The organism is Gracilinema caldarium DSM 7334, from assembly GCF_000219725.1.
In the GTDB taxonomy this organism is placed as follows: domain Bacteria; phylum Spirochaetota; class Spirochaetia; order Treponematales; family Breznakiellaceae; genus Gracilinema; species Gracilinema caldarium.
Genome location: NC_015732.1, coordinates 2,454,028 through 2,478,128 on the forward strand (window position 1 = coordinate 2,454,028; position 24,101 = coordinate 2,478,128).

The 24,101-nt window shown below is 35.8% G+C and carries 33 protein-coding genes and 1 pseudogene; 5 read left to right on the top strand and 29 right to left on the bottom strand.

Going from position 1 to position 24,101, the window contains the following annotated elements; all coding sequences use genetic code 11:
- Positions 1-117 precede the first annotated feature (117 nt).
- Positions 118-348 carry a hypothetical protein gene (locus SPICA_RS11040; protein ID WP_041396223.1) on the top strand — a complete coding sequence of 77 codons (231 nt, stop codon included), beginning with the start codon at positions 118-120 and terminating at the stop codon, positions 346-348.
- Here the strand turns inward: SPICA_RS11040 and surE are convergent.
- A complete protein-coding gene (gene surE, locus SPICA_RS11045; RefSeq protein ID WP_041396224.1) occupies positions 308-1,069 on the bottom strand; it encodes a 5'/3'-nucleotidase SurE in 762 nt (253 codons plus the stop codon). The two genes, SPICA_RS11040 and surE, sit on opposite strands and share 41 nt — an antisense overlap.
- A 48-nt stretch (positions 1,070-1,117) precedes the next feature.
- Positions 1,118-1,570: a TolC family protein gene (locus tag SPICA_RS11050; RefSeq protein ID WP_013969589.1), complete on the bottom strand. Its 453-nt coding sequence runs from the start codon at positions 1,568-1,570 to the stop codon at positions 1,118-1,120.
- A gap of 139 nt (positions 1,571-1,709) precedes the next feature.
- Between SPICA_RS11050 and SPICA_RS11055 the strand changes: the two genes are divergently transcribed.
- Both SPICA_RS11055 and SPICA_RS11060 read left to right on the top strand, forming a co-directional pair.
- A complete protein-coding gene (locus SPICA_RS11055) occupies positions 1,710-2,012 on the top strand; it encodes a transposase (RefSeq protein ID WP_013968416.1) in 303 nt (100 codons plus the stop codon).
- Positions 2,009-2,851: an IS3 family transposase gene (locus tag SPICA_RS11060; protein ID WP_013968415.1), complete on the top strand. Its 843-nt coding sequence runs from the start codon at positions 2,009-2,011 to the stop codon at positions 2,849-2,851. The genes SPICA_RS11055 and SPICA_RS11060 overlap by 4 nt, the downstream gene beginning before the upstream one ends.
- Positions 2,852-2,871: 20 nt before the next feature.
- On the opposite strand, the gene SPICA_RS11065 is transcribed toward SPICA_RS11060, so the two are convergent.
- From SPICA_RS11065 to SPICA_RS11195, 27 genes and pseudogenes are all read right to left on the bottom strand, one after another.
- Positions 2,872-3,846 carry a hypothetical protein gene (locus tag SPICA_RS11065; protein ID WP_013969590.1) on the bottom strand — a complete coding sequence of 325 codons (975 nt, stop codon included), beginning with the start codon at positions 3,844-3,846 and terminating at the stop codon, positions 2,872-2,874.
- 2 nt (positions 3,847-3,848) lie between these two features.
- A complete protein-coding gene (locus tag SPICA_RS11070; protein ID WP_013969591.1) occupies positions 3,849-5,000 on the bottom strand; it encodes an HlyD family secretion protein in 1,152 nt (383 codons plus the stop codon).
- A gap of 26 nt (positions 5,001-5,026) precedes the next feature.
- Positions 5,027-6,463 carry a peptidase domain-containing ABC transporter gene (locus tag SPICA_RS11075; RefSeq protein WP_335328887.1) on the bottom strand — a complete coding sequence of 479 codons (1,437 nt, stop codon included), beginning with the start codon at positions 6,461-6,463 and terminating at the stop codon, positions 5,027-5,029.
- A 74-nt stretch (positions 6,464-6,537) separates the two neighbouring features.
- Positions 6,538-8,001: an IS5 family transposase gene (locus SPICA_RS11080; RefSeq protein ID WP_013967564.1), complete on the bottom strand. Its 1,464-nt coding sequence runs from the start codon at positions 7,999-8,001 to the stop codon at positions 6,538-6,540.
- Positions 8,002-8,112: 111 nt separating this feature from the next.
- Positions 8,113-8,805, bottom strand: coding sequence for a cysteine peptidase family C39 domain-containing protein (locus tag SPICA_RS11085; RefSeq protein WP_052296370.1), 693 nt, complete (start codon positions 8,803-8,805; stop codon positions 8,113-8,115).
- A 92-nt stretch (positions 8,806-8,897) separates the two neighbouring features.
- A complete protein-coding gene (locus tag SPICA_RS11090) occupies positions 8,898-9,551 on the bottom strand; it encodes a hypothetical protein (RefSeq protein WP_013969592.1) in 654 nt (217 codons plus the stop codon).
- 12 nt (positions 9,552-9,563) lie between these two features.
- Positions 9,564-10,154 (bottom strand): hypothetical protein, encoded by a 591-nt coding sequence (locus SPICA_RS11095; RefSeq protein ID WP_013969593.1) that lies wholly within the window; start codon positions 10,152-10,154, stop codon positions 9,564-9,566.
- 1 nt (position 10,155) lies between these two features.
- Positions 10,156-10,335 carry a hypothetical protein gene (locus SPICA_RS11100; RefSeq protein WP_041396225.1) on the bottom strand — a complete coding sequence of 60 codons (180 nt, stop codon included), beginning with the start codon at positions 10,333-10,335 and terminating at the stop codon, positions 10,156-10,158.
- 12 nt (positions 10,336-10,347) lie between these two features.
- Complete coding sequence (locus SPICA_RS11105; RefSeq protein ID WP_013969594.1) at positions 10,348-10,836, bottom strand: hypothetical protein; 489 nt, start codon at positions 10,834-10,836, stop codon at positions 10,348-10,350.
- The gene (locus tag SPICA_RS15755) at positions 10,836-11,501 is read right to left on the bottom strand and encodes a hypothetical protein (RefSeq protein WP_013969595.1); all 666 of its coding nucleotides are present in this window, start codon (positions 11,499-11,501) and stop codon (positions 10,836-10,838) included. The genes SPICA_RS11105 and SPICA_RS15755 overlap by 1 nt, the downstream gene beginning before the upstream one ends.
- A gap of 189 nt (positions 11,502-11,690) precedes the next feature.
- On the bottom strand, positions 11,691-11,909 hold the full coding sequence (locus tag SPICA_RS11115) for a hypothetical protein (RefSeq protein WP_013969596.1): 219 nt from the start codon (positions 11,907-11,909) through the stop codon (positions 11,691-11,693).
- A gap of 41 nt (positions 11,910-11,950) precedes the next feature.
- On the bottom strand, positions 11,951-12,430 hold the full coding sequence (locus tag SPICA_RS15760) for a hypothetical protein (RefSeq protein WP_013969597.1): 480 nt from the start codon (positions 12,428-12,430) through the stop codon (positions 11,951-11,953).
- A 143-nt stretch (positions 12,431-12,573) separates the two neighbouring features.
- Positions 12,574-13,269: a hypothetical protein gene (locus SPICA_RS11125; protein ID WP_013969598.1), complete on the bottom strand. Its 696-nt coding sequence runs from the start codon at positions 13,267-13,269 to the stop codon at positions 12,574-12,576.
- A 16-nt stretch (positions 13,270-13,285) separates the two neighbouring features.
- On the bottom strand, positions 13,286-13,897 hold the full coding sequence (locus tag SPICA_RS11130; RefSeq protein ID WP_013969599.1) for a hypothetical protein: 612 nt from the start codon (positions 13,895-13,897) through the stop codon (positions 13,286-13,288).
- Positions 13,898-14,158: 261 nt separating this feature from the next.
- On the bottom strand, positions 14,159-15,187 hold the full coding sequence (locus SPICA_RS11135) for a WG repeat-containing protein (RefSeq protein ID WP_013969600.1): 1,029 nt from the start codon (positions 15,185-15,187) through the stop codon (positions 14,159-14,161).
- Between the two features lie 2 nt (positions 15,188-15,189).
- On the bottom strand, positions 15,190-15,846 hold the full coding sequence (locus SPICA_RS15765; protein ID WP_013969601.1) for a hypothetical protein: 657 nt from the start codon (positions 15,844-15,846) through the stop codon (positions 15,190-15,192).
- A 76-nt stretch (positions 15,847-15,922) separates the two neighbouring features.
- A complete protein-coding gene (locus tag SPICA_RS11145; protein ID WP_013969596.1) occupies positions 15,923-16,141 on the bottom strand; it encodes a hypothetical protein in 219 nt (72 codons plus the stop codon).
- A gap of 41 nt (positions 16,142-16,182) precedes the next feature.
- Positions 16,183-16,662 carry a hypothetical protein gene (locus tag SPICA_RS15770; protein ID WP_013969597.1) on the bottom strand — a complete coding sequence of 160 codons (480 nt, stop codon included), beginning with the start codon at positions 16,660-16,662 and terminating at the stop codon, positions 16,183-16,185.
- A gap of 141 nt (positions 16,663-16,803) precedes the next feature.
- On the bottom strand, positions 16,804-17,499 hold the full coding sequence (locus SPICA_RS11155) for a leucine-rich repeat domain-containing protein (RefSeq protein ID WP_013969602.1): 696 nt from the start codon (positions 17,497-17,499) through the stop codon (positions 16,804-16,806).
- 16 nt (positions 17,500-17,515) lie between these two features.
- Positions 17,516-18,127: a hypothetical protein gene (locus SPICA_RS11160; RefSeq protein ID WP_013969603.1), complete on the bottom strand. Its 612-nt coding sequence runs from the start codon at positions 18,125-18,127 to the stop codon at positions 17,516-17,518.
- A 1-nt stretch (position 18,128) separates the two neighbouring features.
- Positions 18,129-18,308: a hypothetical protein gene (locus SPICA_RS11165; protein ID WP_041396225.1), complete on the bottom strand. Its 180-nt coding sequence runs from the start codon at positions 18,306-18,308 to the stop codon at positions 18,129-18,131.
- A gap of 12 nt (positions 18,309-18,320) precedes the next feature.
- Positions 18,321-18,809: a hypothetical protein gene (locus tag SPICA_RS11170; protein WP_013969604.1), complete on the bottom strand. Its 489-nt coding sequence runs from the start codon at positions 18,807-18,809 to the stop codon at positions 18,321-18,323.
- Positions 18,809-19,204 (bottom strand): hypothetical protein, encoded by a 396-nt coding sequence (locus tag SPICA_RS11175; RefSeq protein WP_013969605.1) that lies wholly within the window; start codon positions 19,202-19,204, stop codon positions 18,809-18,811. The genes SPICA_RS11170 and SPICA_RS11175 overlap by 1 nt, the downstream gene beginning before the upstream one ends.
- Before the next feature lie 36 nt (positions 19,205-19,240).
- Positions 19,241-19,474: a hypothetical protein gene (locus SPICA_RS11180; protein ID WP_013969606.1), complete on the bottom strand. Its 234-nt coding sequence runs from the start codon at positions 19,472-19,474 to the stop codon at positions 19,241-19,243.
- A gap of 1 nt (position 19,475) precedes the next feature.
- Positions 19,476-20,624 (bottom strand): glycosyltransferase, encoded by a 1,149-nt coding sequence (locus SPICA_RS11185; protein ID WP_169311878.1) that lies wholly within the window; start codon positions 20,622-20,624, stop codon positions 19,476-19,478.
- A 75-nt stretch (positions 20,625-20,699) separates the two neighbouring features.
- A pseudogene (locus SPICA_RS11190) lies at positions 20,700-21,089 on the bottom strand (hypothetical protein); the annotation flags it as partial.
- Positions 21,090-21,358: 269 nt separating this feature from the next.
- Positions 21,359-22,348, bottom strand: a complete 990-nt coding sequence (locus tag SPICA_RS11195; protein WP_013969608.1) for a YbgA family protein — start codon at positions 22,346-22,348, stop codon at positions 21,359-21,361.
- A 222-nt stretch (positions 22,349-22,570) separates the two neighbouring features.
- Here SPICA_RS11195 and SPICA_RS11200 point away from each other — a divergent pair, with 222 nt between their 5' ends.
- Both SPICA_RS11200 and SPICA_RS11205 read left to right on the top strand, forming a co-directional pair.
- Positions 22,571-23,716: a DUF2974 domain-containing protein gene (locus SPICA_RS11200; RefSeq protein ID WP_013969609.1), complete on the top strand. Its 1,146-nt coding sequence runs from the start codon at positions 22,571-22,573 to the stop codon at positions 23,714-23,716.
- Positions 23,717-23,748: 32 nt separating this feature from the next.
- On the top strand, positions 23,749-24,078 hold the full coding sequence (locus SPICA_RS11205; RefSeq protein WP_041396227.1) for a hypothetical protein: 330 nt from the start codon (positions 23,749-23,751) through the stop codon (positions 24,076-24,078).
- Positions 24,079-24,101 lie beyond the last annotated feature (23 nt).

A 24,101-nucleotide genomic window follows, 5' to 3' on the forward strand; every position in this document is an offset into this window, starting at 1 on the left:
AGGCCTTACCCCTTTCTTCCGTGCACTTCTTATTGAGATTATCTCTGTATTTGCTTCTTTTGTAAAGAGTTGTTTGTTTTTCAGGAAGCCCCAAATATAGGAACAGCTTGTGAAGCAATGGTTGCAATGTTTTGTACCAACTCAGGCTGGAATGTCTATGCCAGCAAGGATGAAACTAAGGGAGATTTTATAATATCTCAGTTCCATAATGGAAAAGTAATAAGATTCCTACTTGAAGTAGGTGGATCAAAAAAAGTAAAAAAATCTGCAGACTTTGTCATCCGAGATGATATTGACCTGCCTGGCCTTACGGCATTACCCCTTTGGCTTCTGGGGATGGGATGGTAAAACGCAGGTCCTGAACAACGACGGGATGGATATAGATTTTACTGATGGATACCAGACCTGATTCGACCACATGCCAGTCCGAGCCTTCATCTTCTTTGGTCTCGATTGCGCCGCCTTCTAAAAAGCAGTAGTGGTGGCCATCGGGGGCGTTAAAACGGACCACCTGGTCATTATAGCGGCGCCGGGATGGATGGGAGATGCGGTATTCGATCATTTCATCTTTCGTGTTAGGCACGTTGATATTTAAAAAGGTTTCCGGTTGCCAGAGGTCGAGGAGTTCATCAATATGATTGATGATATAACGAGCGGCGGTGTCATAATAAAAGGGTTTTGTATGGGAACCCATGCTGACCGCGATAGAGGGGATCCCATGAAGGGCTCCCTGCCGGGCGGCACTGGCGGTTCCCGAGTAGATGATATCGGTCCCCAGATTGGGGCCCTCGTTAATTCCAGAGATGATCACATCGGGCCGAATCGCCAGGTCACCCAGGAGGCTTACAATAATACAGTCTGCGGGGGTTCCCGAACAGGCCCAGACATGCTTTTCCTTTTGTCTGAGCCGGATCGGGCCTTGCATGGTAATACCGTGAGAAATGCCCGATCGGTTTTCTTCAGGAACTACCATATACACCTCATGGGCCCCAAGGGTTTCCAGTTCTTTCTTTAAAGCCCAGATACCATCACAGGCGATACCGTCATCGTTGGTTAAGAGAATTTTCATGGTCACACTATAGCAGAAATGAAGCATAGCGTAAACATGTGAAATCACTTATAACCATTCAGAACTTATGGCAGATAATAAATAATTTAATCTATTTTGTAAAAGGGCAATTCTTGCATCCTCTAAAACACACTCTTGTAATTTAAAATCTAGAACACTAAGCCGCCCTGATACTAGATAATCTTGTGCTAATTTAGTTCTAGATTGTTCTAGTTGATATATCTTCTCAGCAATAGTAATTTTTTCTTTCAAATTTGCATATACACTTTCTCTGCGTAATTTTAACTCATATGCATTTTTTTCCAATTCAATCTGCTTATATTCGTATACCTTTTGTTTACTATTAAAAGTCTCTCTTGCTTTAAATATTGGTAATGAAGGATCAATTGTTATTGATAAACTTGCACTAACACTCCATGAAAATTTCAGATTTCTTTCCCAATAATTTTTAATTGTAATCCAGGGAGAGATATCACCATAATTTTCAGACTGAGGATTCAATGTAGCAGTTATAATGAGATTTGGATCAGATGATAAAATAGCGATATATAATGAGCCCTGGAAACTGGGCCAAAAAAAATGTAAAAATAAGGTGGTAGGAGTACAGAAATAACCTGCCTAACAGGAGGAAACTACCAACATGAGGAAACGATACGATAAGGCATTTAAAGCGAAGGTGGCTCTCGAAGCCCTTCGCGGTGATAAAACGGTCCAGGAACTAGCAGCTCTTTATGAGGTTCATCCAAACATGGTGACCCTCTGGAAGAAACAGCTTCTTGAAGGAGCTGAAGTGCTCTTTGAAAAGCCAGGGAAGGATACGGAACGGCACGAGCTGGAGCAGAAACAGGATGAACTGTATAAACAAATCGGTAAGCTCCAGATAGAGAACGAATTCTTAAAAAAAAAGTACAAACAATTATACGGGACCGAACCGCCGCTATAGAACCGGACTATCCAGACTTATCGATACGAGAGCAATGCCGAATACTGGGAATAACTCGAGCAAGTTATTACTACAAGGCCGTAGAAAAGGACGAAGATAGAGACCTTGCCATTTTGAATGCCATCCTGGAAGAGCTCAAAGTTCACCCGTTTTATGGGTATCGCAAAATAGCTCGTGCCTTAGCAGATATGGGGGTAACACGGAAACAGGTGCGTCGTATCATGCATAAAGCTGGTTTACGGGCCATATATCCCAAAAAACGGACCAGTATTCGCTCTAAAGGGCATAAAAAGTACCCCTATCTGCTTAAAAACATGGTGCTTTGGATTCCTAACCAGGTCTGGGCGACGGATATCACCTACATTAAGCTCGGTAAAGGCTTTGTGTACCTGGTGGTCATACTCGACCTGTATTCTCGTAAGATATTGTCCTGGAAGGTCTCAAATACCATGGATACGGACTTTTGTGTAGCTTCCCTTGAAGAATCAATCAAACAGTGGGGAATCCCGGCTATCTTCAATACGGATCAGGGGAGTCAGTTTACTAGCGAAGCGTTTATTTCAGTCCTTGAATCGTATGGCATTCGTATCAGTATGGATAGCAAAAATCGAGCTCTTGATAATATTTACATGGAACGGGTCTGGCGTACCATCAAGTATGAAGATATTTATATCAAAGACTATCAAACCATGACTGAACTCAAGGAGGGACTAAAAACCTATGTAACTTTTTACAACAGTAAACGGTACCATCAATCGTTGGACTATGCTACACCAGATGAAATCTATGCTCAGGCATTTAGATCTACCCTACCATTAGAGGAGGCTCTCACTGCTTGAGCCCCCATACTCTATCCACCTTATTTTTTCTTTATAATGGTCTTGACAGGTGGGCTCACCGTAATACAATCCTGGCTTAATTGATTCATATTTTTCATTGAATCAATCTTTTTTGAAATACTTTTTATATATATTTCATCCATACTAATCTTCTCCCAATAATCAAAAAATTTTTCAATATCAACATCATCTATCACATTTTTTATATGTAAATCATCAATATAATTCTCATATTCTTTTAATACTGCCCGATACATTTCTAGATCTGTCGTATTTTGAAATCGATCACGATCCCTTTTCGAAATATCAATAAATGAAAGCTTACCAAGTTTAAGCATTTTTTCATCATCTTCGGCCTGCAGCTTCAGTAATTGCTCACGATTTTCATAATTTTTTACTGTCATCTTTGTTAAAAGAAACTTACCGACTTTTTCTATGCCATTATGTTGAGCATAAATATAGGCTTGTAATAAATTCCAATAGGCAACATCCTGTTCAAATCTTCGTAGTCTTCGATTTAATGAATAATTGTAAATTGCTAAATCTTGATTAAATAAATATGGTATATTTACATTAGTGCTAAAATTGGGACTATATAAATAATTTGTAGAATCCTTATTCGGAAAATACATATTTTGATTTGTTTGCAATTGCATATATCCGCCAAATGGAAGCTCTTCCAATAATGATATTTGCAGATCTATTGCAGATTGTTCACCAAAAAAATCGTTTTTAGAAATAGTATAATTTGGATTGATTGAAATCTTAGGTAAGAACTCTAAATCTTTTTGCATTTGAATTATACTAGCGGCCCTATATTCAGCCATCGCTTTTTGGTATAGTACATTATAATTAATAATTAAAGCTGCTATATCATTATATATATTTTTATTTTGTAAATCAGAGATTACCGAACAAACATCCTGGGAAAAACCATTATTTGATTGAAGAATAAATAAATAAATAATAATTAATACTATTATGTTCCTTATCATAGTTATAAGTACAACCCTATATTATTCAAAATAGTAATATATATAGGCTTCGCCTCCAAAATTATTTTTGCTGATACCTCAAGTCCTACACGCAATGGATACTCCCTGCCTTTTGTATCGGTAATACAGGACTTATCCATATCGGTAATAACCTTAAAAACAAGATTTCCTTTTGAATCACTAACGACATCTGGGTAAATTATTATTATTTTACCAGTAGCCCCTTTATATTCATTATATGGGAAAGCAGGAAACTGGAGTTTACAAGTTAAACCATTACTTAATTTACCTATATCTCGAGCAGGAACCATTAATTCCACATGGGGAAGTTCATTATTATCTGGGACAATTTTCATTACTTCCTGACCTGATGCAAGAAAATCTCCGATATTAAATAAGGATGCTTCTTGAATTGTTCCATCAATGGGTGCAATTAAAGTAGAATATTCAATATTTAATAAAACATTCTTTAATTGGCTCTGGACATTATTGCTTTCTAATAAAGCCCTTTCCAATTCATCGAGTATGGTGCTTTTAAACTGACTTCTAAAAGATTCGAGAGTAAACATAGAATAAATATAATTATCTTTAAGATTTTTTATTTTATCATTAGTTGTTGCAGAAGGAGGTAATTCTAATTCTTCTTCCCATAAACGTTTATCTGAATTCATTTTCGATGCAAGACGATTTTCCTCCGTTATAAAAGCATCATATCGTGCCTGGAATACTGGCGAACCTGTTGATATACTTTTTTTATTAAGATATAAGGCATTAGATATTGCATTTAATCCTTCTATCCGAAGTTTTATATCCTTTAACTGAGAAACTAAGGATTCTTTTTGAGCTTCCAGGTTTTCTGTATCTATTTTTAGCAAAATATCACCTTTCTTTACTTTTTGACTTCTTTTATAATTCAATAATACAATTTTTCCTGCAAACACATTTTTAATTATAGATACATCCATTTCGGGTCGTATAATGCCGCTTGCTTTTACAGTAGTTTCATACTTTCCTAAAAAGATAAAACCAATAATGCAGAGCACCAATAAAAAACATAACCAAATAAAATAACGAGCTATAGCTGGAATACGATATGAAAGATATTCTTTCGTTGTTCCTAACATTTCTATAGGCAAAAATTGTACTTTATTCATAAAGATTTCTCCCCTTCTTGTGCAATCTATAACTTCTTATACATGCTATTTTGCCTTATCAATTCTTCATGACATCCGTTCTCTATCACTTGACCATTATTCATAACAAATATTTTATCGCAGTGCTTTATAGTAGAAAGTCGATGAGCAACGATAATTGTAGTTATTCCTTCAGCTAATCTATCTACAGCAGACATAATGATCTTTTCTGAAATACTATCAAGACTTGAAGTAGCTTCGTCTAATATAAGCAATTTTGGCTTTCGTAATAAAACTCTTGCTAACGCAATTCGTTGTCGCTCTCCCCCTGAAAGCGTGGCACCTCGTTCGCCTACTTTTGTAAAGTATCTATCTGGAAGATTGTTTATAAATTCATGAGCATTTGCTGCTATAGCAGCTGAGATTACATCTTTTAAAGTAGGATTCTCAGCACCCCAGGCAATATTTTCTGCAATAGTCCCACTGAATAGAAGAATTTCTTGTGGTACATATCCGATTAAAGAGCGTAAACTATAAGTATCAACATCATTAATATTATAACCATCTATTGTTATTGATCCATCTTCTATTTTATAAAATTTCATTATTAATTTGGTAAGTGTAGATTTCCCTGAACCAGATGGTCCAACAACAGCGATTTTCTCACCTGCATTTATTGACAGATTAATATTCTGAAGATTATATCCTCTTGTTCCATATGTAAAATTAAGATTTTTAATTTCTATAGCACCTTGTATAGTATTTAATTGAATATCACCTTTCGATAGCTCTTCTGTTGGTAACTCAAGTATTTCACTATAACGTTCAGCTGATACAATAGCTTCTTGTAGGTTTGGCTGCAATGAAAGAAGTCTTGCTAAAGGTCCCATAAAATATGAAAGTATCATATTAAATGATATAAGCTGACCTAATGATAACTTTCCCTCTAGAATAGCCAAACTACCTATCCAATATATAGTAAGAGTTCCAACCTGAGAAATTAATACTTGTAATTGATTTTGAATATTACTCATGGTTCCAAGCATTATACCCTTATTAATTGATTCAACTATCAGCCTTTCTACTCTTGCAAAAGCAACATCTTCTGTTGCAAGCGCTTTAATTGTTGTTATGCCATTAATACTTTCAACAATACTAGATTGTTTTTCAGCATCAATTTTTGCTTTTTCTTTTATCTTTCTCTTATATTGTTTTGCAAATATCCATGATATAATAGTAGATAGTATAACTGAAATAATTGCAATGATTATTAAAGATGAACCAAAGGCAAAAAGAACAAATGTACCGAGTATTATCATAATACTATCAATAACAACTGACATTGTTGTCATTGATATAGCATTTCTTATAATCTCAATATCATTAAGGCGTGAAATTATTTCACCGACCTTACGTTTACCGAAGAAATCCATTGGAAGATGAAATACATGAAATAAATATTTAAATATTAAAACTGCATCTATTTTATTACTTAGGGCCTACTGAAAATGTCTAAAAATGATATTTCAAAACTTTTTTACGTTAAAATGGGTTTAATTTAGTATACTAAAACTTTCAAATATGATTTATGAGGTTTAAAACCAAGTAAAAATAAAAAGCGCATAAAAAGATCCCTCAGGATTTTTTCACAGTTGGTCAGCAATACACATACCATAATTGCTGTTTCACTAGTTTCGCGTAATTTTTCATAGATTGTACCAAGACCAAACTTTCGTTTCATATATCCAAAGCCACCTTCAATCGCTTGTCGAATGGCTTCGTCAAGTCTTTGAATCTTTCGTAGCTGTCGTACTATCTTTTTATTCTCTAATGTTTCTTTAATCGGTCTGCCTAAGGGTGGTCCAGACAATCGTATTCCTCGAGCTTCACAATAGGCTCGGTTTGCTCGTGTCCGATATATTTTATCGGCATGCACCGATTCCGGATATCGACCACATCGCCTCTTATATTTTTCTATTTGTGTTGGCAAATCTTCTTGTTCGTTATAGGGTTCCCATTGTAATCGATCTATAAAAATCATCCCGTGTTCGGTCATCGATGCTGATAGTTTTGCTCCGAATTCAAAGGCCGCTTTTGCTTTACCTCGGGCTATTGGTCGTACATGGGGTTGACTGATACTGACGATTTTTCCCGATATCGAATGGGTCTTTCCCTTATACATCTGTACCTGTTGCCGGTAAACCTCATGTATCACGATAAGATCACGTCGCTGTTTTGCACTCAACGTTGTACTGGGAACCTTGTTTTGTAATTCATTGATAGTCCGTAAATTACGTCGTATGTATTGGAGTTGGGTCCGAATCGCTCTGCGTATTTCTTTTTTTGTTCTTCGTCGCCCTCGTATAAAATTGAGATATTTGATACGGGCCTGTTTTCTATAGGTTCGTGGTTTTATGGTGAGCTCACTCGCTTCATATAACGTATCAATTATCTTTTCTGTTTTCCTTCGCGCTTCATCCAATAAAGTGACATCATGGGGATGCCGGATATCCTGGGGGACGCACGTGGCATCTATAATGAGTTGCCCTCGATTTCCATGATCATGGTCATCCTTTTGGTTTTCTTTGTTCTGTTTTTTTTCAGATTCTGCTTCTACCTGTTCTTGATACCGTTTCGCTATCAACTCATTTATCTGTGCTATTGCATCAGGTCCAAGCCGTTTTCGAAAATGAACCATCATGCTTGGATCAAAGGGTTTTTCATCTTTGTAAGATTCATATCCTAAAAAATATTGCAGGTAATGGTTCTCTCGTATTGTTTCTACCGTTTCTTCATCTGTTAATTGTAATTTCTCTTTTATCAATAATGATCCCAAGGCGAGCCGTACGGTCTTGGCTGTTCTTCCAATTCGTTTTGAAAAACATTTTTTATATTCAGCTTCTATCTCTTCCCATGGAATAATTGCGGCTAATCGTACCCATCGATTATCTTCTCGTAAATGTCCTCCGAAGGGTACATAAAAGTCTTCAAACTCAGGTACCTGTTCCTTTTCCTTATACATCGTTACCCCATAGTAAAGTGCACGCTTTTTAAGGCCTTACCCCTTTCTTCCGTGCACTTCTTATTGAGATTATCTCTGTATTTGCTTCTTTTGTAAAGAGTTGTTTGTTTTTCAGGAAGCCCTACTTATATGCATAATTATTTGGTTTCTTGAAATACTAATAAATGTTTGAAACATAATCAAACCAAGATATCCAATAGACATAGTAGCAAGCGTAATTTTTAATCCAGATGAAAGCACTTCATCTATTAAAAATCTGAAATAAAATGAACTGGTAATTCCTATCAAACTTAATAAAACACTCGCAATTATAACTTCTATAATGTATATTTTATACAGTTTTAGAATCTCTAATATATTATTAAAAAAGCTTTTTGATTCATGTGTGCTATAAAAATTTGCTTCTGGTTCTATAAGAAACAGTACTCCACTCCATGTTTCTATAAATGTATCGATTTTAATTCTTTTTATTCCAGTAGCTGGATCTGCAATTACTATATTATTCTTTTTTGCCTTGTAAACAACTACATAATGATCAATATAATCTTGTATAATATGTGCAATACAAGGAACTGGCAATTCATTTGGCAATTTCTTTCCTTTGGAAACCAAACCTTTACACATAAATCCTAAAGCTTTAGCTGAACGAACAATTCCTAAGCCTGATGTTCCCATTAGATCAGTACCAGCTAATGTTCTTATTTTTGCAAAACTTATAGTTTTCCCATAATATTTTGCAATTGATGCAATACAAGCAACTCCACAATCAGTTTCGTCATGTTGAAGAACCACCGTATATTTCATAATTGATTAATTATCCTTACTTTCATAAAATATTAATGAATTAAATTACTTTCCGAGCCATATATTTATTATGACTCGGAAAAAGAAAAATATTAATTATCCTTTTTAAAATTTATATATTTTAACCATTTAGTCTTATTTATATAATCAAAAGTAATTGGGCTGAAAGTAATATTAATAACGCTAAATTGTTCTAAAATAGAAACTTCATTTTCTGCAATAAAACTTATCATGCTATTAGATAAATCTAGCTCGGGTTTATTTTTAACATTTATCAGCTTTGGAATAGATGTTAATTGTGGTACTGTATATATTTGTATTTTTTTTAATTTTGTTAATTTTGATAAATCAAGAGGTTTATTTTGTTCTTCTTTTAAGAGATAAACATTCAAACTGATATTTTCTAATTGTGTCATATCAGATAAGAATTGCAAATTTGGTACTGTTACAGATGCCATATAAAGACTTTTTAATTTTTTTAAAGAACATAAAAAAGTCCAGTCTTTAATATTACTTACATTATATACTTCTAATTCTTCTAAATCTAAAAGTTTCTCAAGATTTTTAACCTCTATTATTTGACCTTCTTCACTATCATAGAATGTAAATTTCTTGCTTTCAGCTTTAAGCTTCTGTATTTGTTGTCTGCCATCCTTATAAAGAAGCTTGATTTCTACATCCTGTGCAAATAATGAGATATTGAAAGTAATAATTAAAAATAATAACAAATTATTTTTCTTTTTCATCTTAATTTTCTCCTAATTATTTAATTGAACAAAAACTGCTGTGGAACCTGTTCCGCCTTTTCCATTATTATCTATTGCGAATGTATATGTTTTAGGGACAGGAGTATCTAAACCATTAGTCTCCCAAACAGTGTATGTTTTACCATCTGCTGAACATTCATAATACTCCATATGGTCTTTAGCATTACCAGAGGTTGAAGCCCAATCATAAAATATATATCCCTTACTTCCAGCTATAGGTTTATTTCCAGCCTTTGTTGCAAATTGATTTTCATAAATCGTATTTACTGTTACTTTATTCCAATCTCCCGTTCCAGGATTGGTTATTCCATGTTCCACTGCCGTATTATAAGCAATTATGTCACAATGATAATCACTAGGATTTGTACACACTTGTTCTGCGGGTACTGCGCTTGCAATATTCCAATATGAATTCAAAGAACCGGCAGTAGTATATCCAGTACTGGATCCAACATTTGGATAGCCTGTGTTGTAACTTCCTACACTTGAATAGCTGCTATTTGGTGCTGTAGCATATCCTCCATTTACTTTGATGAGTTCTCCATGGTCTAGTTCCTGGAATCCTTCTAGAAACATTTTCATTTCAGCCTTCCTTGTTCCAGATTACATAATTGTAGCAGTCTGGAAAACCTTTAATATCTAATCCTTCATACGAAGGACTTTGCCAGGGATAATGTATTGCATTTTGCAATATATTCCAGTCTTCCGCATGTTCCATCTGTATTGTCTGCCATGCAAATTGTTTTGATGGTTTTATTTCCATTGCAGCACATAATTAATTAGCATTACCAGATACGACGACTGCACATATTCCTGTTGAATTTGATTGAGAAATAAGTATAAACCAACCAGAAAAATCGAAGATCTCAAAAACACCCTTTTTATTAAAATCTATAGAAGAAAGTTTATATCCTCCATTTATACTATTGATTGGAACACGCCATTTAGTATCCTTGAAAAGGATAAGATAATAATTAAATTCTTTCATTCGTGATTCAGAATACGTTCCAGGAAAACCAGATTTTTCATTTATAGCTGTTAACTTAATAAAATAAGGATCCATGTTACCAGTTGAAGAAAAGACTTCTGATAGTATTAGAAAAATCTCTTTACGGAACGAATTATTTATAGGCTCAGATATAATTGAAGATAATAATTCGCCTGCTTCTTTCTTGTCAATAAAATAGCCCTTTGTTGGCGCAGAATTTTGTGCATAGATTTTGCTACTGATTATTATCAGTGCCATTATTAGTAGTTTCTTCATTATTGTATCCTCGCATATAATGCGTTTAGAGAATTCCCATAATTTGAATTAAATTGATCAGCAGACATGCCATAGGCAAATGTCGATACACTACCCGGTTTAGTTTGTTGAGCAACATTAAATGTACCATCACTATTCCTTTGCACGAGAAATGCATGTCCTTGATTTATTCCAAGATAATACTGACCCGTTTGCAACTGTGCTGAATTATAAAGCTCATCAGAATTGGCAGCTGCAACATTGTTGTAATGATTTGCACAATTAGTACCCCAAGGATTTGAAAACCCTTTAACATAATGGCCAGATTGGTTCATAACTTCATAAGCCCAGACATCACAGTCATTAGTACCAATAATATATTGTTGGACTAGATTACTATTAATGGCTTGCTCCAATGTGGGGGTAGGAGAACTTACTGTTGGAGAAGTTGTCTGGGTATATATACTCGCAATATTCCAATATGAATTCACAGAACCAATAGTAGTATAACCATAAACAGAACCAACATTTAAATATCCTGTGCTCGAACTTCCTGCATTTGAATAACCATTATTCTGAACCGCTGTAGTATTTGTAGTGTCAGCCCAGATAGTAGCATACCCACCATTTACATTGATGAGCGCCGCATGGTCCAGTTCCTGGAATCCTTCTAGAAACATTTTCATTTCAGCCTTCCTTTAAGCGATTACTATATTCTGGGAACTTCTAAAAACTTCAGTTTTTAGAAGTCTACTTTAGCTTATATGCAAATCCTGTAAGGATTTGCTCAGGCGCCCTAAAAATCTAACCGATTTTTAGAGGCGCTCTTCTGCTTTAAAAATAAATATATTTTAAAGCGGAATTATTTATTATTTTTATTTTGCAATTATTAATAAGTATACAAAAAATATAAACCCAAGAGAGGTAAAAGGTATACTTATATAACCCATTTTTAATAAATATTTCTTTTTATCTTCATTATCATACATAGGGTGCTTTAAAATACCTTTTCCTATCAAAATGCTACGCAAAGAATTTAAAAAAAGATAACCAAAAGAAAATACAAGTAAAATTAATCCTATATTAGTTTTCATAACAAATCCTTAATATATTAATGTCTACAATTACCCTATAATTATGGTAAAGGAGAAACAATTGGAATCCCATTTTCTTCACCAGTTATTGGCGAAGCTAAATTTACATACATATCTCCTGGGTTTGCTTTAGTGTGTTGTATACCAGCACTTACTAAATTTGCGCCATCAGCCATTACATTAATTCCTACAAACACACTACTACCTCCAGATACTTCAGCGGCAGCAACACCACCAACAAAACCAGCAATCATTTCGGCAGAACCAATTATAATTTGTAGAATTGTTTCATTATTTGTTAATTTTTCTCCACTATTTTTATCAAACCAACTAGATGCAACATTTAAGTAGCCGTTTTTTGAGATGAGTGAGCCTGTGCTCGAACTTCCTGCATTTGAATAGCCATTATTCTGAACCGCTGTAGTATTTGTAGTGTCAGCCCAGATAGTAGCATATCCACCATTTACATTGATGAGTTCCGCATGGTCCAGTTCTTGGAACCCTTCTAGAAACATTTTCATTTCAGCCTTCCTTACTCCAGATTACATAATTGTAGCAGTCTGGAAAACCTTTAATATTGAATCCTTTTTTTTCCGCTTCTTTCATTCTTTAATAGCCTTTGCTAATATTGTATAAATATTAACAAAGGCTATTATTTTATATACTAATAATATTTTTTTATTTCTTCTGGTAATCTTTCACCTTCTCTTAATATGGGGAGATTTGCAAGCTTTTCATATTCTTCTTTGATATTCATTACAGGATTCGCATCTATATTTATTAAAGAATACTGCTTTAATAACTGAATATCTTCATCACTAATATGTGAAATATTACAGTTATCTATTGCGAGATAAGGCTTAGTATTCACATGTACAAATAGCGGAACCCTCTCTAAGTTGTATACAGAAAACCGAAGAAATTTTAATTTTTTAAGCGCTGATAAATCTATTGGTTCTGAACGTATTTTTTCTATATCTTTTTTATCTAACGCTAACATATCAATATCTATAACCTCTAAGTTACTCATTTTTTCAAGAAAATGTAAATCATGTATTTCACAAACAACAAACCCTATATTCTTTAAATTTATACATTTAGTCAGAAAGCTATAATCTTTTATTGATGTAACACGATATATATCTATTTGCTCTAATTTCTTTAAAGCATCAAGATTTTTTATATCGGTTATTTCGTACGGAAATTGATCGCTTTCACTTATAGTAATTTTACTAATATCAGAATCTACTTTTCTAATAACATTTCCTGTTGTTGTAACAAATAGTATATCTATTGTCTCTGAAAACAGAGCCGCAGTAAATAATAAACATATCATGCAAATAAAATATATTTTCTTCATTTCTATTTACCTCTTTTTATTGCAAAGCAACAAATTTCGCTATAGTTCCATCACGGCAGGAACCATTTATATCAGAATAATAGTCATAAACCTTAGGGGTGGGATCTTCTATTCCTTTTGTAACCCATACAGTATAGTGGTGTCCATCCGCAGATGCTTCAAAGTATTCCATATGGTCCATAGTGCCATCATTTCCATCATCATAAAAAATGTAACCTTTCTGGTTTGCTGAAAAAGAAGCACCAGCCTTTGTTGCAAATTGATTTTCATAAATCGTATTTACTGTTACTTTATTCCAATCACCTGTCCCTGGGTTCGATACTCCATGTTCCACTGCTTCATTATAGGCTATAATGTCACAATGATAATCATCAGGATTTGTACAAACCTGCTCTGCGGGTACTGCGCTTGCAACATTACCATAGGGATTTACCGAACCAATCGCAATGTAACCATAAATTGAACTATTAGTAGAATAACCCGAGCCAAGACTTCCTGCATTTGAATAGTCATTATTCTGAACCGCTGTAGTATTTGTAGTGTCAGCCCAGATAGTAGCATACCCACCATTTACATTGATGAGCGCCGCATGGTCCAGTTCCTGGAATCCTTCTAGAAACATTTTCATTTCAGCCTTCCTTGTTCCAGATTACATAATTGTAGCAGTCTGGAAAACCTTTTATATCTAATCCTTCATACGAAGGACTTTGCCAAGGATAATGTATTGCATTTTGCAATATATTCCAGTCTTCCGCATATTCCATCTGTATTGTCTGCCATGCATAGCTATCGCTGATGTTGATGAGATCAGGTTGATATAGTTCACGCCTCCTTTAATTTAACATACAGCTTAATTTTCCTTCCTTAAAAAATATTTCCGCTAACCTATTTAAGGATAAAATATTTCTCCTTTTATATTTACATAGCATTCCTTATTTTTGTACTCCATTCTAAAAATACCATTTATATCATCTAAATATTTATTATATTTAATTGGACTTATCAAATTTCCAAAATAATCTTCAATATGTACATACCAATTCCCTTGTGAATCCTTTTTAGAGACTGCAAGAAATTCTGTACATACATTACCATTATCTAAAATCCAATTCTCAATAATTTGATTTACTATATCTTTTTTTATATCATATCTTCTATAATTCTCTTTAGGTTCAGAGATAAGATTTATATATGCAATATTGTGTTTTATATTAGAACATTGTCTAAACAGAACAGTTCCTACTTTTTCGCCATTAGCATCTACAAGATAAGAGACATATTTATTTTGTACATCTGTTACAGCCCAATAACCTTCTCCTTTATAATCTATAAACTCATAAATACAAGGAATTCTTATTTTACCATTTCTATCTATTACACCATATTTATCATTACTTTTTATAATAGCATATCCGTCTTTAAAAGAATAACACCAATCAGCTTTAAAATCTGGAAATTCATTTTCATTATTAATATTTATATATATAGATTTTTCATCTTTATTTATTTTTATCGGTGCAACACCTTCTTTAAAATCTAATGCCCAGTAAAGATTACTTATTAACAATTTTCCTTTTTCATTTATATATCCATATTTACCGTTTTTATCTTTAAACCTTGACCAACCATTATACATAGGATACAACTCTTCTATATTATTTATAGTGTATACAATTTCATTATTTTTGTTTACTAACCCCCATGTTTTACTATCTAACTTTACATTAGAATATTCTCCTGTAAAGAATCCTGCATATTCATACATAGATGGTATAATAATATTTAGATTATTATCAATTACACCCCATTTACCATCATTTCCTATATATGGACGATTTAAATAATCATCGCACAAACCATTTAATACTGGAAAAAATAAAAATATTATAAACAATAAGTAAAAATTATTTTTTTTCATAATTATTTCCCTAAATAATAATAATCAAAATCGTTATATCCATAGGTGTTTTGGAATTGTTGTATAGACGGATAATCTTCTTTTAATTCAGATGATCTGGAATGTTGATATAAAGTACAACTACCATCTGAATGAAGTTCAAGTATTCCAGTATGTGAAATAAAATTATTAGTTGGTTTATGATCTGTCATTAAAACTACACTAAAACCTGTTTGTGGTACATTTGCAGTTTTACCTTCCAACATTTTTTCATGTTGATCAACATCATTAGATATCGCAGAACCCCATATATAAGAAATATCTATTCCAGCATCTTTCAAAACTTTTTCCACCCAAATATCACAATCATTTTTTCCATAAATATATTGTTCATTTGAATGAGAATTTATGCTATCATTAATGGCAGTTGTAATATTATTTCCTTCATTTAGCACTGCGCTTGCAACATTACCATAGGGATTTACCGAACCAATCGCAATGTAACCATAAACAGAACCAACATTTAAATATCCTGTGCTCGAACTCCCTGCATTTGAATAGCCATTATTCTGAACCGCTGTATTATTTGTAGTGTCAGCCCAGATAGTAGCATATCCACCATTTACGTTGATGAGTTCCGCATGGTCCAGTTTCTGGAATCCTTCTAGAAACATTTTCATTTCAGCCTTCCTTTAAGCGATTACAATATTCTGCTTTAAAAACAAATATATTTTAAAGCGGAATTATTTATTATTTTTATTTTGCAATTATTAATAAGTATACAAAAAATATAAACCCAAGAGAGGTAAAAGGTATACTTATATAACCCATTTTTAATAAATATTTCTTTTTATCTTCATTATCATACATAGGGTGCTTTAAAATACCTTTTCCTATCAAAATGCTACGCAAAGAATTTAAAAAAAGATAACCAAAAGAAAATACAAGTAAAATTAATCCTATATTAGTTTTCATAACAAATCCTTAATATATTAATGTCTACAATTACCCTATAATTATGGTAAAGGAGAAACAATTGGAATCCCATTTTCTTCACCAGTTATTGGCGAAGCTAAATTTACATACATATCTCCTGGGTTTGCTTTAGTGTGTTGTATACCAGCACTTACTAAATTTGCGCCATCAGCCATTACATTAATTCCTACAAACACACTACTACCTCCAGATACTTCAGCGGCAGCAACACCACCAACAAAACCAGCAATCATTTCGGCAGAACCAATTATAATTTGTAGAATTGTTTCATTATTTGTTAATTTTTCTCCACTATTTTTATCAAACCAACTAGATGCAACATTTAAGTAGCCGTTTTTTGAGATGAGTGAGCCTGTGCTCGAACTTCCTGCATTTGAATAGCCATTATTCTGAACCGCTGTAGTATTTGTAGTGTCAGCCCAGATAGTAGCATATCCACCATTTACATTGATGAGTTCCGCATGGTCCAGTTCTTGGAACCCTTCTAGAAACATTTTCATTTCAGCCTTCCTTGTTCCAGATTACATAATTGTAGCAGTCTGGAAAACCTTTAATATTGAATCCTTTTTTCCGCTTCTTTCATTCTTTAATAGCCTTTGCTAATATTGTATAAATATTAACAAAGGCTATTATTTTATATACTAATAATATTTCTTTATTTCTTCAGGTAGTTTATCCCCCTCTCTTAATATTGGAAGTTTTGCAAGTTTTTCATATTCTTTTTTATTATTCACCACTGGATTTGCATCTATATTTATTAATGAATATTGTCCTAATAACTGTATATCTTCATCGGTAATTTTAGAAATATTATTATTATCTATAGCTAGATAGGGCTTAGTATTCACATGTATAAATAGCGGGACTCTCTCAAGATCATGTGCAACAAATCGAAGAAATTTTAAATATTTAAGCCCTGATAGATCAATCGGTTCTGAACGTATTTTTTCTAAATCATTTTTATTTAATTTTAATAATTCAATATCAATCATCTCTAAGTTACTCATTCTTTCAAGAAAATGTAGATCATATACTTTACAATTTGCAAACCCTAAATATTTTATATTCTTGCATTTTGTTAGAAAACTATAGTCTTTAATGGTTGTAACATTATATATATCTATTCGTTCTAATTTTTTTAGAGCATCAAGATTTTTAATATTGGTTATATCATAAGGAAATTGATCACTTGCACTAATAGTAATCATTTTAACATCTGAATCTACTTTTCTAATAACATTGCCTTTTGTAGTAATAAATAGTATATCTACTGTATCTGAGAACAGAGCCGCAGTAAATAATAAACATATCATGCAAATAAAATATATTTTCTTCATTTCTATTTACCTCCTTTTATTGCAAAACAACAAATTTTGCAATCGTTCCAGTTTTGGCATGACCATTAATATCAGAATTATAATCATAAACCGTTGGTGTTGGATTATTTTTTCCATCCGTAGTCCATACAGTATAGTGGTGTCCATCCGCAGATGCTTCAAAGTATTCCATATGGTCCATAGTGCCATCATTTCCATCATCATAAAAAATGTAACCTTTCTGGTTTGCTGAAAAAGAAGCACCAGCCTTTGTTGCAAATTGATTTTCATAAATCGTATTTACTGTTACTTTATTCCAATCACCTGTCCCTGGGTTCGATACTCCATGTTCCACTGCTTCATTATAGGCTATAATGTCACAATGATAATCATCAGGATTTGTACAAACCTGCTCTGCGGGTACTGCGCTTGCAACATTACCATAGGGATTTACCGAACCAATCGCAATGTAACCATAAATTGAACTATTAGTAGAATAACCCGAGCCAAGACTTCCTGCATTTGAATAGCCATTATTCTGAACCGCTGTATTATTTGTAGTGTCAGCCCAGATAGTAGCATATCCTCCATTTACTTTGATGAGTTCCCCATGGTCCAGTTCCTGGAATCCTTCTAGAAACATTTTCATTTCAGCCTTCCTTGTTCCAGATTACATAATTGTAGCAGTCTGGAAAACCTTTAATATCTAATCCTTCATACGAAGGACTTTGCCAGGGATAATGTATTGCATTTTGCAATATATTCCAGTCTTCCGCATGTTCCATCTGTATTGTCTGCCATGCAAATTGTTTTGATGGTTTTATTTCCATTGCAGCACATAATTAATTAGCATTACCAGATACGACGACTGCACATATTCCTGTTGAATTTGATTGAGAAATAAGTATAAACCAACCAGAAAAATCGAAGATCTCAAAAACACCCTTTTTATTAAAATCTATAGAAGAAAGTTTATATCCTCCATTTATACTATTGATTGGAACACGCCATTTAGTATCCTTGAAAAGGATAAGATAATAATTAAATTCTTTCATTCGTGATTCAGAATACGTTCCAGGAAAACCAGATTTTTCATTTATAGCTGTTAACTTAATAAAATAAGGATCCATGTTACCAGTTGAAGAAAAGACTTCTGATAGTATTAGAAAAATCTCTTTACGGAACGAATTATTTATAGGCTCAGATATAATTGAAGATAATAATTCGCCTGCTTCTTTCTTGTCAATAAAATAGCCCTTTGTTGGCGCAGAATATTGTGCATAGATTTTGCTACTGATTATTATCAGTGCCATTATTAGTAGTTTCTTCATTATTGTATCCTCGCATATAATGCGTTTAGAGAATTCCCATAATTTGAATTAAATTGATCAGCAGACATGCCATAGGCAAATGTCGATACACTACCCGGTTTAGTTTGTTGAGCAACATTAAATGTACCATCACTATTCCTTTGCACGAGAAATGCATGTCCTTGATTTATTCCAAGATAATACTGACCCGTTTGCAACTGTGCTGAATTATAAAGCTCATCAGAATTGGCAGCTGCAACATTGTTGTAATGATTTGCACAATTAGTACCCCAAGGATTTGAAAACCCTTTAACATAATGGCCAGATTGGTTCATAACTTCATAAGCCCAGACATCACAGTCATTAGTACCAATAATATATTGTTGGTCTAGATTACTATTAATGGCTTGCTCCAATGTGGGGGTAGGAGAACTTACTGTTGGAGAAGTTGTCTAGGTATATATACTCGCAATATTCCAATATGAATTCACAGAACCAATAGTAGTATAACCATAAACAGAACCAACATTTAAATATCCTGTGCTCGAACTCCCTGCATTTGAATAGCCATTATTCTGAACCGCTGTAGTATTTGTAGTGTCAGCCCAGATAGTAGCATACCCACCATTTACATTGATGAGCGCCGCATGGTCCAGTTCCTGGAATCCTTCTAGAAACATTTTCATTTCAGCCTTCCTTGTTCCAGATTACATAATTGTAGCAGTCTGGAAAACCTTTAATATCTAATCCTTCATACGAAGGACCTTGCCAGGGATAATGTATTGCATTTTGCAATACATTCCAGTCTTCCGAATGTTCCATCTGTATTGTCTGCCATGCAAATTGTTTTGATGGTTTTAAATAAAAGATATACAAGTTATTGATTACAATTCTGTATAATTCTTTAAGAGCAATTTCTGGGTTTATAACCCATTCCCATGCACCAACGACAAAAACATATGCAAAAGTATTATCTTCATACACTAACGATTCAAGCCGTGAATATAGTCCATCCTTATTTTTAGTAGTAACAGAACAGAGTTCCCAATTTTCAGGGATTCCTTCGGAACTATTTTCTAGTTCGCCAACTGTTAATAACAAAACTTTTTTATCTTTATATAGTGGAATATTATATGAAAGAACTGAATAAAGTAGTTCTTTTACTTTATCCGCATCTGAATTATTAAAAGTAGTTTTAAATTGCTGTAACGATTTATAAAATGAAGCGTTGTATGCCATTTGCAAATTTGGTAAACGATTCTTATGTATCTGCTTAAAAAGTGTATAGTGTGCCCATGCAGACCTTTGCCATGTCCATTTTAAGGATTCTTGATAACCATTTTCAATAATATCTTGATAGGCATTATAATTCCTTACGACCTCTTTTATAGTTTTAGCTAACGAATGAGGATCGCTTTTTATAGTTACACAGGTTTTACCTGGTACGGCATATTCATCCATTCCTAGGTGTTCAGTACAAAGCAATAAACAATGGGATGCCATTGCTTCAAGGCCAACAAGGCCAAAAGGTTCATAATTACTTGGCATTACTACAATATCTGTTTTTGCGTACGCACTGTACAGTGCTTCTCCTTCCAGATGGTCACAGGTTTCAAATAAATCCAAATACACTGATGGAATTTCAGATCCCTTACCATAGAGAGAAAAAATCACCTTATACTGTTGTAAGAATTCTTTTTCTAGCAAAGCAGCTGCCTGGATAAAGTTTAAAAATCCTTTCTGCACATTTTCAAAACGACCGAAATAGGCGATATGAATATTTTCAGGGTCTTTCTTTGCATAATAGTTTTTATTATTTATTCCAAGGGGGACCACAACAGGAGATACCTTAGGGTTATATTGAGATAATATTCGTTTTGCTACAAAAGACGAATACACAATTACAATCGCTTATCGTGAAATAGCACATCGTTCAGTTTTAAACTCCTGGAAATAAATATCATTCATTCCCTGAAGAGAAAGGAGATCTGCAAACAGCAAATGAGATGAATAAACTACATTGTGTTCAAACCTGAAAGGAAGAAATGTAAGCCGATCGTTGCAGTGTATAATGTCTGGTTTATAGGTCTGTAGAATCGAATTAATCTGACTTCTGAGACTGGCAGCATTTTCAAGTAGCCGAGCTTCTATATTAAATGCATCAAAGGAAAAAGCTGGCTTAAAAACGTAATCAATGTATTCATCCCTGGGCGGCATGGGTTCCTGATTATAATGGAAATAAACGGTAACAACTGTGCAGTATTGTTTTAATGCCCTGGTAAATTCTCTAGTAAAGGTCCCAAGTCCACCATAAAGCTGTTAAGGATGTTCCGATGTAATAAACAGTACTTTCATAATTTTTTATAACATTCCTCCTAAATTCCCATATAGTCAATTATGGGCGCCTCATAACACTCAAATCGTATATATCCATCATTTAAATTGCAGCTGCACTTTAAGAGAAGCTCTCTTGAATTCTAAAATAATACAGATCATTTTAGATCCTTTGCATTAATTGATGCGGATTACAAGGAAATTTTCTTTTGGATTTTCAAAAAAATCATGCACCTTCACTCCCGGGCAGAGCCGGCACCTTTGCCGCTATCGCTGATGTCGATGAGGCTTGGCGGATAGGGTTGGAAAAAACTCTGATTCCGCAGATATTCCTGATCGAACCGGGCAATCCAGGATTGGAGGACGGTCTGACAAGCGCTTAAGGGAAGGCGCCCCTGTTGATAGGCCTCCAGGAGCTCAAGAAAATGGGACCGCTCTCCGGATTCAAGTTGCTGGGAGCAGTAGCCAAAGGCATGGAGCAGCACATTTACCACTGCCCCTCGTCGGGGTATTTTCTGAAATATACGGGGAAGCAGGGCCTGATAGGCGGCAAAAACCTCCGGAGTAGGAAGCTGTTCATGGTTAGCCACCAAACGGCCCAGGTCTCTCATGACGGACTGGTTACAGGCCATAAACAGCAGTTTGTTCCGGGTATGAAAGGCAACTAAATCTTTCATGGTGCCCTTGGCTTTTGCTTCCCGAAAGGCTGCGCGGGTAAAGATGGCGGTATAAAAATGTTCCCGGATGGTAAAGTTATTAAGCCGGCCCTCATTTTCTTCCGGAATGTCAGGATAGGTTGATAAGAGAGCTTCGGCCCATAAACCGCGGCCTTTGCCGTTCTGTGCCGCCTTGGGGTCAGCACTGGCATAGATTTTTACATCCCGGTTACCGCAGGAGGGAGATTTTTCTTTAAGGATTGCCCCATCCAATTCACCAAGCCGGGCAACTTCGGCGGAACAATAGGAGCGCATTTCATCGGTATAAAATCGGCCCGTTGCCACCTGATACAGGGCAAGGGAACCTTCCTGACGGACGAGCCGGACCGGATCCCGGGGAACACCGAGGCCGATATCCGCCTCTGGGCACCGGGTTACCGGTTCAATATAGGGCTTCAGGGCCCGAACAAAGTCACAGCCAATCATCGCACCGTTCCAGCGGCATGCATCAAATTCTATACAGCGGCTTATGAAAATACGAGGTTTTGGGAAAACCTGCACCAGAGCCATGGGGACCTCCTAGAATTGAGGCTGTCCCGTAACTTAGAAAGTTGCGGGACAGCTTCTTTAATGTCGTATTTTCGTAGGATTTTAGCGGTTTTACCTGGTTTTAATACCTCAAAAGGGTTAAAACGCTAAAATTCGAGAAAACACAAGGGCTGTCTGATAACTAACAGAGTTATCAGACAGCCTCAATTACCATCTATAGCTATTTTGATGTATACTCTTCCTATGGTAAATACCAAAACCGCAAATATCGAAGACTATCTTGCGTGGCGGGGAGACCTTTCCTTTAGGGAAGGGCCCTTTAATCCGGTGGATAACCTTATTTTCAGTGTCTTTGCCTACCTGCCCCTGGATGGCTTCGTACCCCCGGAGCCTGGCAGACAGGGGCCTACGGCGGCCGATGTGGCAAGGGAATTTGCAAAACTCGATGCAAGGGCCATGAAAGTCCGGGGCTTTTCCGAACGGATGGCCCGGCATATCAGCTTTTTCAGGCAGGCCGCGGAAACAAGGCGGTTTGCGGGGGTGCGGCTCTCGGGCTTTCAGAACCGGTTCGACAAGGACGAAGAGACCCAATTCGCCGCGGTCAGCTTTAGCCTGGAAGACGGGAGCCACTATATTGCCTTTCGGGGAACCGACTCTACCGTGGTGGGCTGGAAAGAAGACTTTAACATGAGTTTTATGACCCCCGTTCCAGCCCAGCGTCTCGCCGCAGCATACCTGGAAAGGGCCGCTCAGAAACTGCATGGGAAACTCCGTATCGGGGGCCACTCCAAGGGGGGTAACCTGGCGGTTTATGGGGCTGTCTGTTCTTCCTGGTGGACCCGGCGGCGGATTTTGGGGGTATACAACAACGACGGCCCCGGGTTTGATAAGGCAACCATCGCCAAGGATGGCTTTAGGGCTTTGCAGGGGAGGCTCTATGCTTACGTGCCCCAGTCATCAATCATAGGGATGCTTTTGGAACATTCTGAAACCTACACGATTGTACAAAGCACCCAGAAGGGTATTGCCCAGCATGACCCCTATTCGTGGACCCTGCGGGGGCCCGCCTTTGTATGCGTAGACACCGTAACCGACACGAGCCGTTTCATCGATACAACGATTAAGGAATGGCTGGGTTCGCTTCCACCAGAAGAACGGCGCAAGTTCATCGATGCCCTCTTTGACATTCTTGAGGCTACGGATATTACCAGTTTTTCTGAGCTGTCTACCAATTGGTTCCAGCGGGCCCGGGCTATGGCTGATGCTATTTCCAATCTGGACGAGGAAAGCCGCACCATGTTGATGAAAACCCTGGGCCTTCTGTTTGACACCATTAAAACAAACCTTAAGCTGCTGGTACCCTTTGGGGAAAATACTGGTAACCGTTGAAAAAATCAGCGAATTAACCCATACTCATCCTCATGCGGTCCCTTTTCTCCGTTCTGCCAGAAAACTTCTTCGTACCTCTGGCGAGCCCCAACCGAATCCATTATGGCGCCAGCCTCCTCATTTTTTATCGCCTTTTCCAGGAACAGACCGGCGGGGTGGAACGGGGTCAGCTGGTCAGTAAAATTGCCGAGTACCTGGCCCAGCAGGATGAGCCCCTTAAGGAGGAAGCCTTTACGGATGTGCTCGATGAGGCGGCGGAGGAAGCTGGGGAGAATCCGGAAGAGGAAGAAGCAAACCAAGTTGATGAGGGGGGCCGAGATCCGTTGCGGGCCGCCGCTTCGCGTATCTACATCGGCTCATAGCCTATGGCTGGCTTGGGGAGGAA

What these genes read in the sequence shown, in the direction of transcription:
- SPICA_RS11040 (WP_041396223.1), top strand. Translation starts at nt 118, where the DNA reads ATGGTTGCAATGTTTTGTACCAACTCAGGCTGGAATGTCTATGCCAGC.
- surE (WP_041396224.1), bottom strand. Translation starts at nt 1,069, where the DNA reads ATGAAAATTCTCTTAACCAACGATGACGGTATCGCCTGTGATGGTATC.
- SPICA_RS11055 (WP_013968416.1), top strand. Translation starts at nt 1,710, where the DNA reads ATGAGGAAACGATACGATAAGGCATTTAAAGCGAAGGTGGCTCTCGAA.
- SPICA_RS11065 (WP_013969590.1), bottom strand. Translation starts at nt 3,846, where the DNA reads ATGATAAGGAACATAATAGTATTAATTATTATTTATTTATTTATTCTT.
- SPICA_RS11070 (WP_013969591.1), bottom strand. Translation starts at nt 5,000, where the DNA reads ATGAATAAAGTACAATTTTTGCCTATAGAAATGTTAGGAACAACGAAA.
- SPICA_RS11080 (WP_013967564.1), bottom strand. Translation starts at nt 8,001, where the DNA reads ATGTATAAGGAAAAGGAACAGGTACCTGAGTTTGAAGACTTTTATGTA.
- SPICA_RS11085 (WP_052296370.1), bottom strand. Translation starts at nt 8,805, where the DNA reads ATGAAATATACGGTGGTTCTTCAACATGACGAAACTGATTGTGGAGTT.
- SPICA_RS11090 (WP_013969592.1), bottom strand. Translation starts at nt 9,551, where the DNA reads ATGAAAAAGAAAAATAATTTGTTATTATTTTTAATTATTACTTTCAAT.
- SPICA_RS11095 (WP_013969593.1), bottom strand. Translation starts at nt 10,154, where the DNA reads ATGAAAATGTTTCTAGAAGGATTCCAGGAACTAGACCATGGAGAACTC.
- SPICA_RS11100 (WP_041396225.1), bottom strand. Translation starts at nt 10,335, where the DNA reads ATGGAAATAAAACCATCAAAACAATTTGCATGGCAGACAATACAGATG.
- SPICA_RS11105 (WP_013969594.1), bottom strand. Translation starts at nt 10,836, where the DNA reads ATGAAGAAACTACTAATAATGGCACTGATAATAATCAGTAGCAAAATC.
- SPICA_RS15755 (WP_013969595.1), bottom strand. Translation starts at nt 11,501, where the DNA reads ATGAAAATGTTTCTAGAAGGATTCCAGGAACTGGACCATGCGGCGCTC.
- SPICA_RS11115 (WP_013969596.1), bottom strand. Translation starts at nt 11,909, where the DNA reads ATGAAAACTAATATAGGATTAATTTTACTTGTATTTTCTTTTGGTTAT.
- SPICA_RS15760 (WP_013969597.1), bottom strand. Translation starts at nt 12,430, where the DNA reads ATGAAAATGTTTCTAGAAGGGTTCCAAGAACTGGACCATGCGGAACTC.
- SPICA_RS11125 (WP_013969598.1), bottom strand. Translation starts at nt 13,269, where the DNA reads ATGAAGAAAATATATTTTATTTGCATGATATGTTTATTATTTACTGCG.
- SPICA_RS11130 (WP_013969599.1), bottom strand. Translation starts at nt 13,897, where the DNA reads ATGAAAATGTTTCTAGAAGGATTCCAGGAACTGGACCATGCGGCGCTC.
- SPICA_RS11135 (WP_013969600.1), bottom strand. Translation starts at nt 15,187, where the DNA reads ATGAAAAAAAATAATTTTTACTTATTGTTTATAATATTTTTATTTTTT.
- SPICA_RS15765 (WP_013969601.1), bottom strand. Translation starts at nt 15,846, where the DNA reads ATGAAAATGTTTCTAGAAGGATTCCAGAAACTGGACCATGCGGAACTC.
- SPICA_RS11145 (WP_013969596.1), bottom strand. Translation starts at nt 16,141, where the DNA reads ATGAAAACTAATATAGGATTAATTTTACTTGTATTTTCTTTTGGTTAT.
- SPICA_RS15770 (WP_013969597.1), bottom strand. Translation starts at nt 16,662, where the DNA reads ATGAAAATGTTTCTAGAAGGGTTCCAAGAACTGGACCATGCGGAACTC.
- SPICA_RS11155 (WP_013969602.1), bottom strand. Translation starts at nt 17,499, where the DNA reads ATGAAGAAAATATATTTTATTTGCATGATATGTTTATTATTTACTGCG.
- SPICA_RS11160 (WP_013969603.1), bottom strand. Translation starts at nt 18,127, where the DNA reads ATGAAAATGTTTCTAGAAGGATTCCAGGAACTGGACCATGGGGAACTC.
- SPICA_RS11165 (WP_041396225.1), bottom strand. Translation starts at nt 18,308, where the DNA reads ATGGAAATAAAACCATCAAAACAATTTGCATGGCAGACAATACAGATG.
- SPICA_RS11170 (WP_013969604.1), bottom strand. Translation starts at nt 18,809, where the DNA reads ATGAAGAAACTACTAATAATGGCACTGATAATAATCAGTAGCAAAATC.
- SPICA_RS11180 (WP_013969606.1), bottom strand. Translation starts at nt 19,474, where the DNA reads ATGAAAATGTTTCTAGAAGGATTCCAGGAACTGGACCATGCGGCGCTC.
- SPICA_RS11195 (WP_013969608.1), bottom strand. Translation starts at nt 22,348, where the DNA reads ATGGCTCTGGTGCAGGTTTTCCCAAAACCTCGTATTTTCATAAGCCGC.
- SPICA_RS11200 (WP_013969609.1), top strand. Translation starts at nt 22,571, where the DNA reads ATGGTAAATACCAAAACCGCAAATATCGAAGACTATCTTGCGTGGCGG.
- SPICA_RS11205 (WP_041396227.1), top strand. Translation starts at nt 23,749, where the DNA reads ATGCGGTCCCTTTTCTCCGTTCTGCCAGAAAACTTCTTCGTACCTCTG.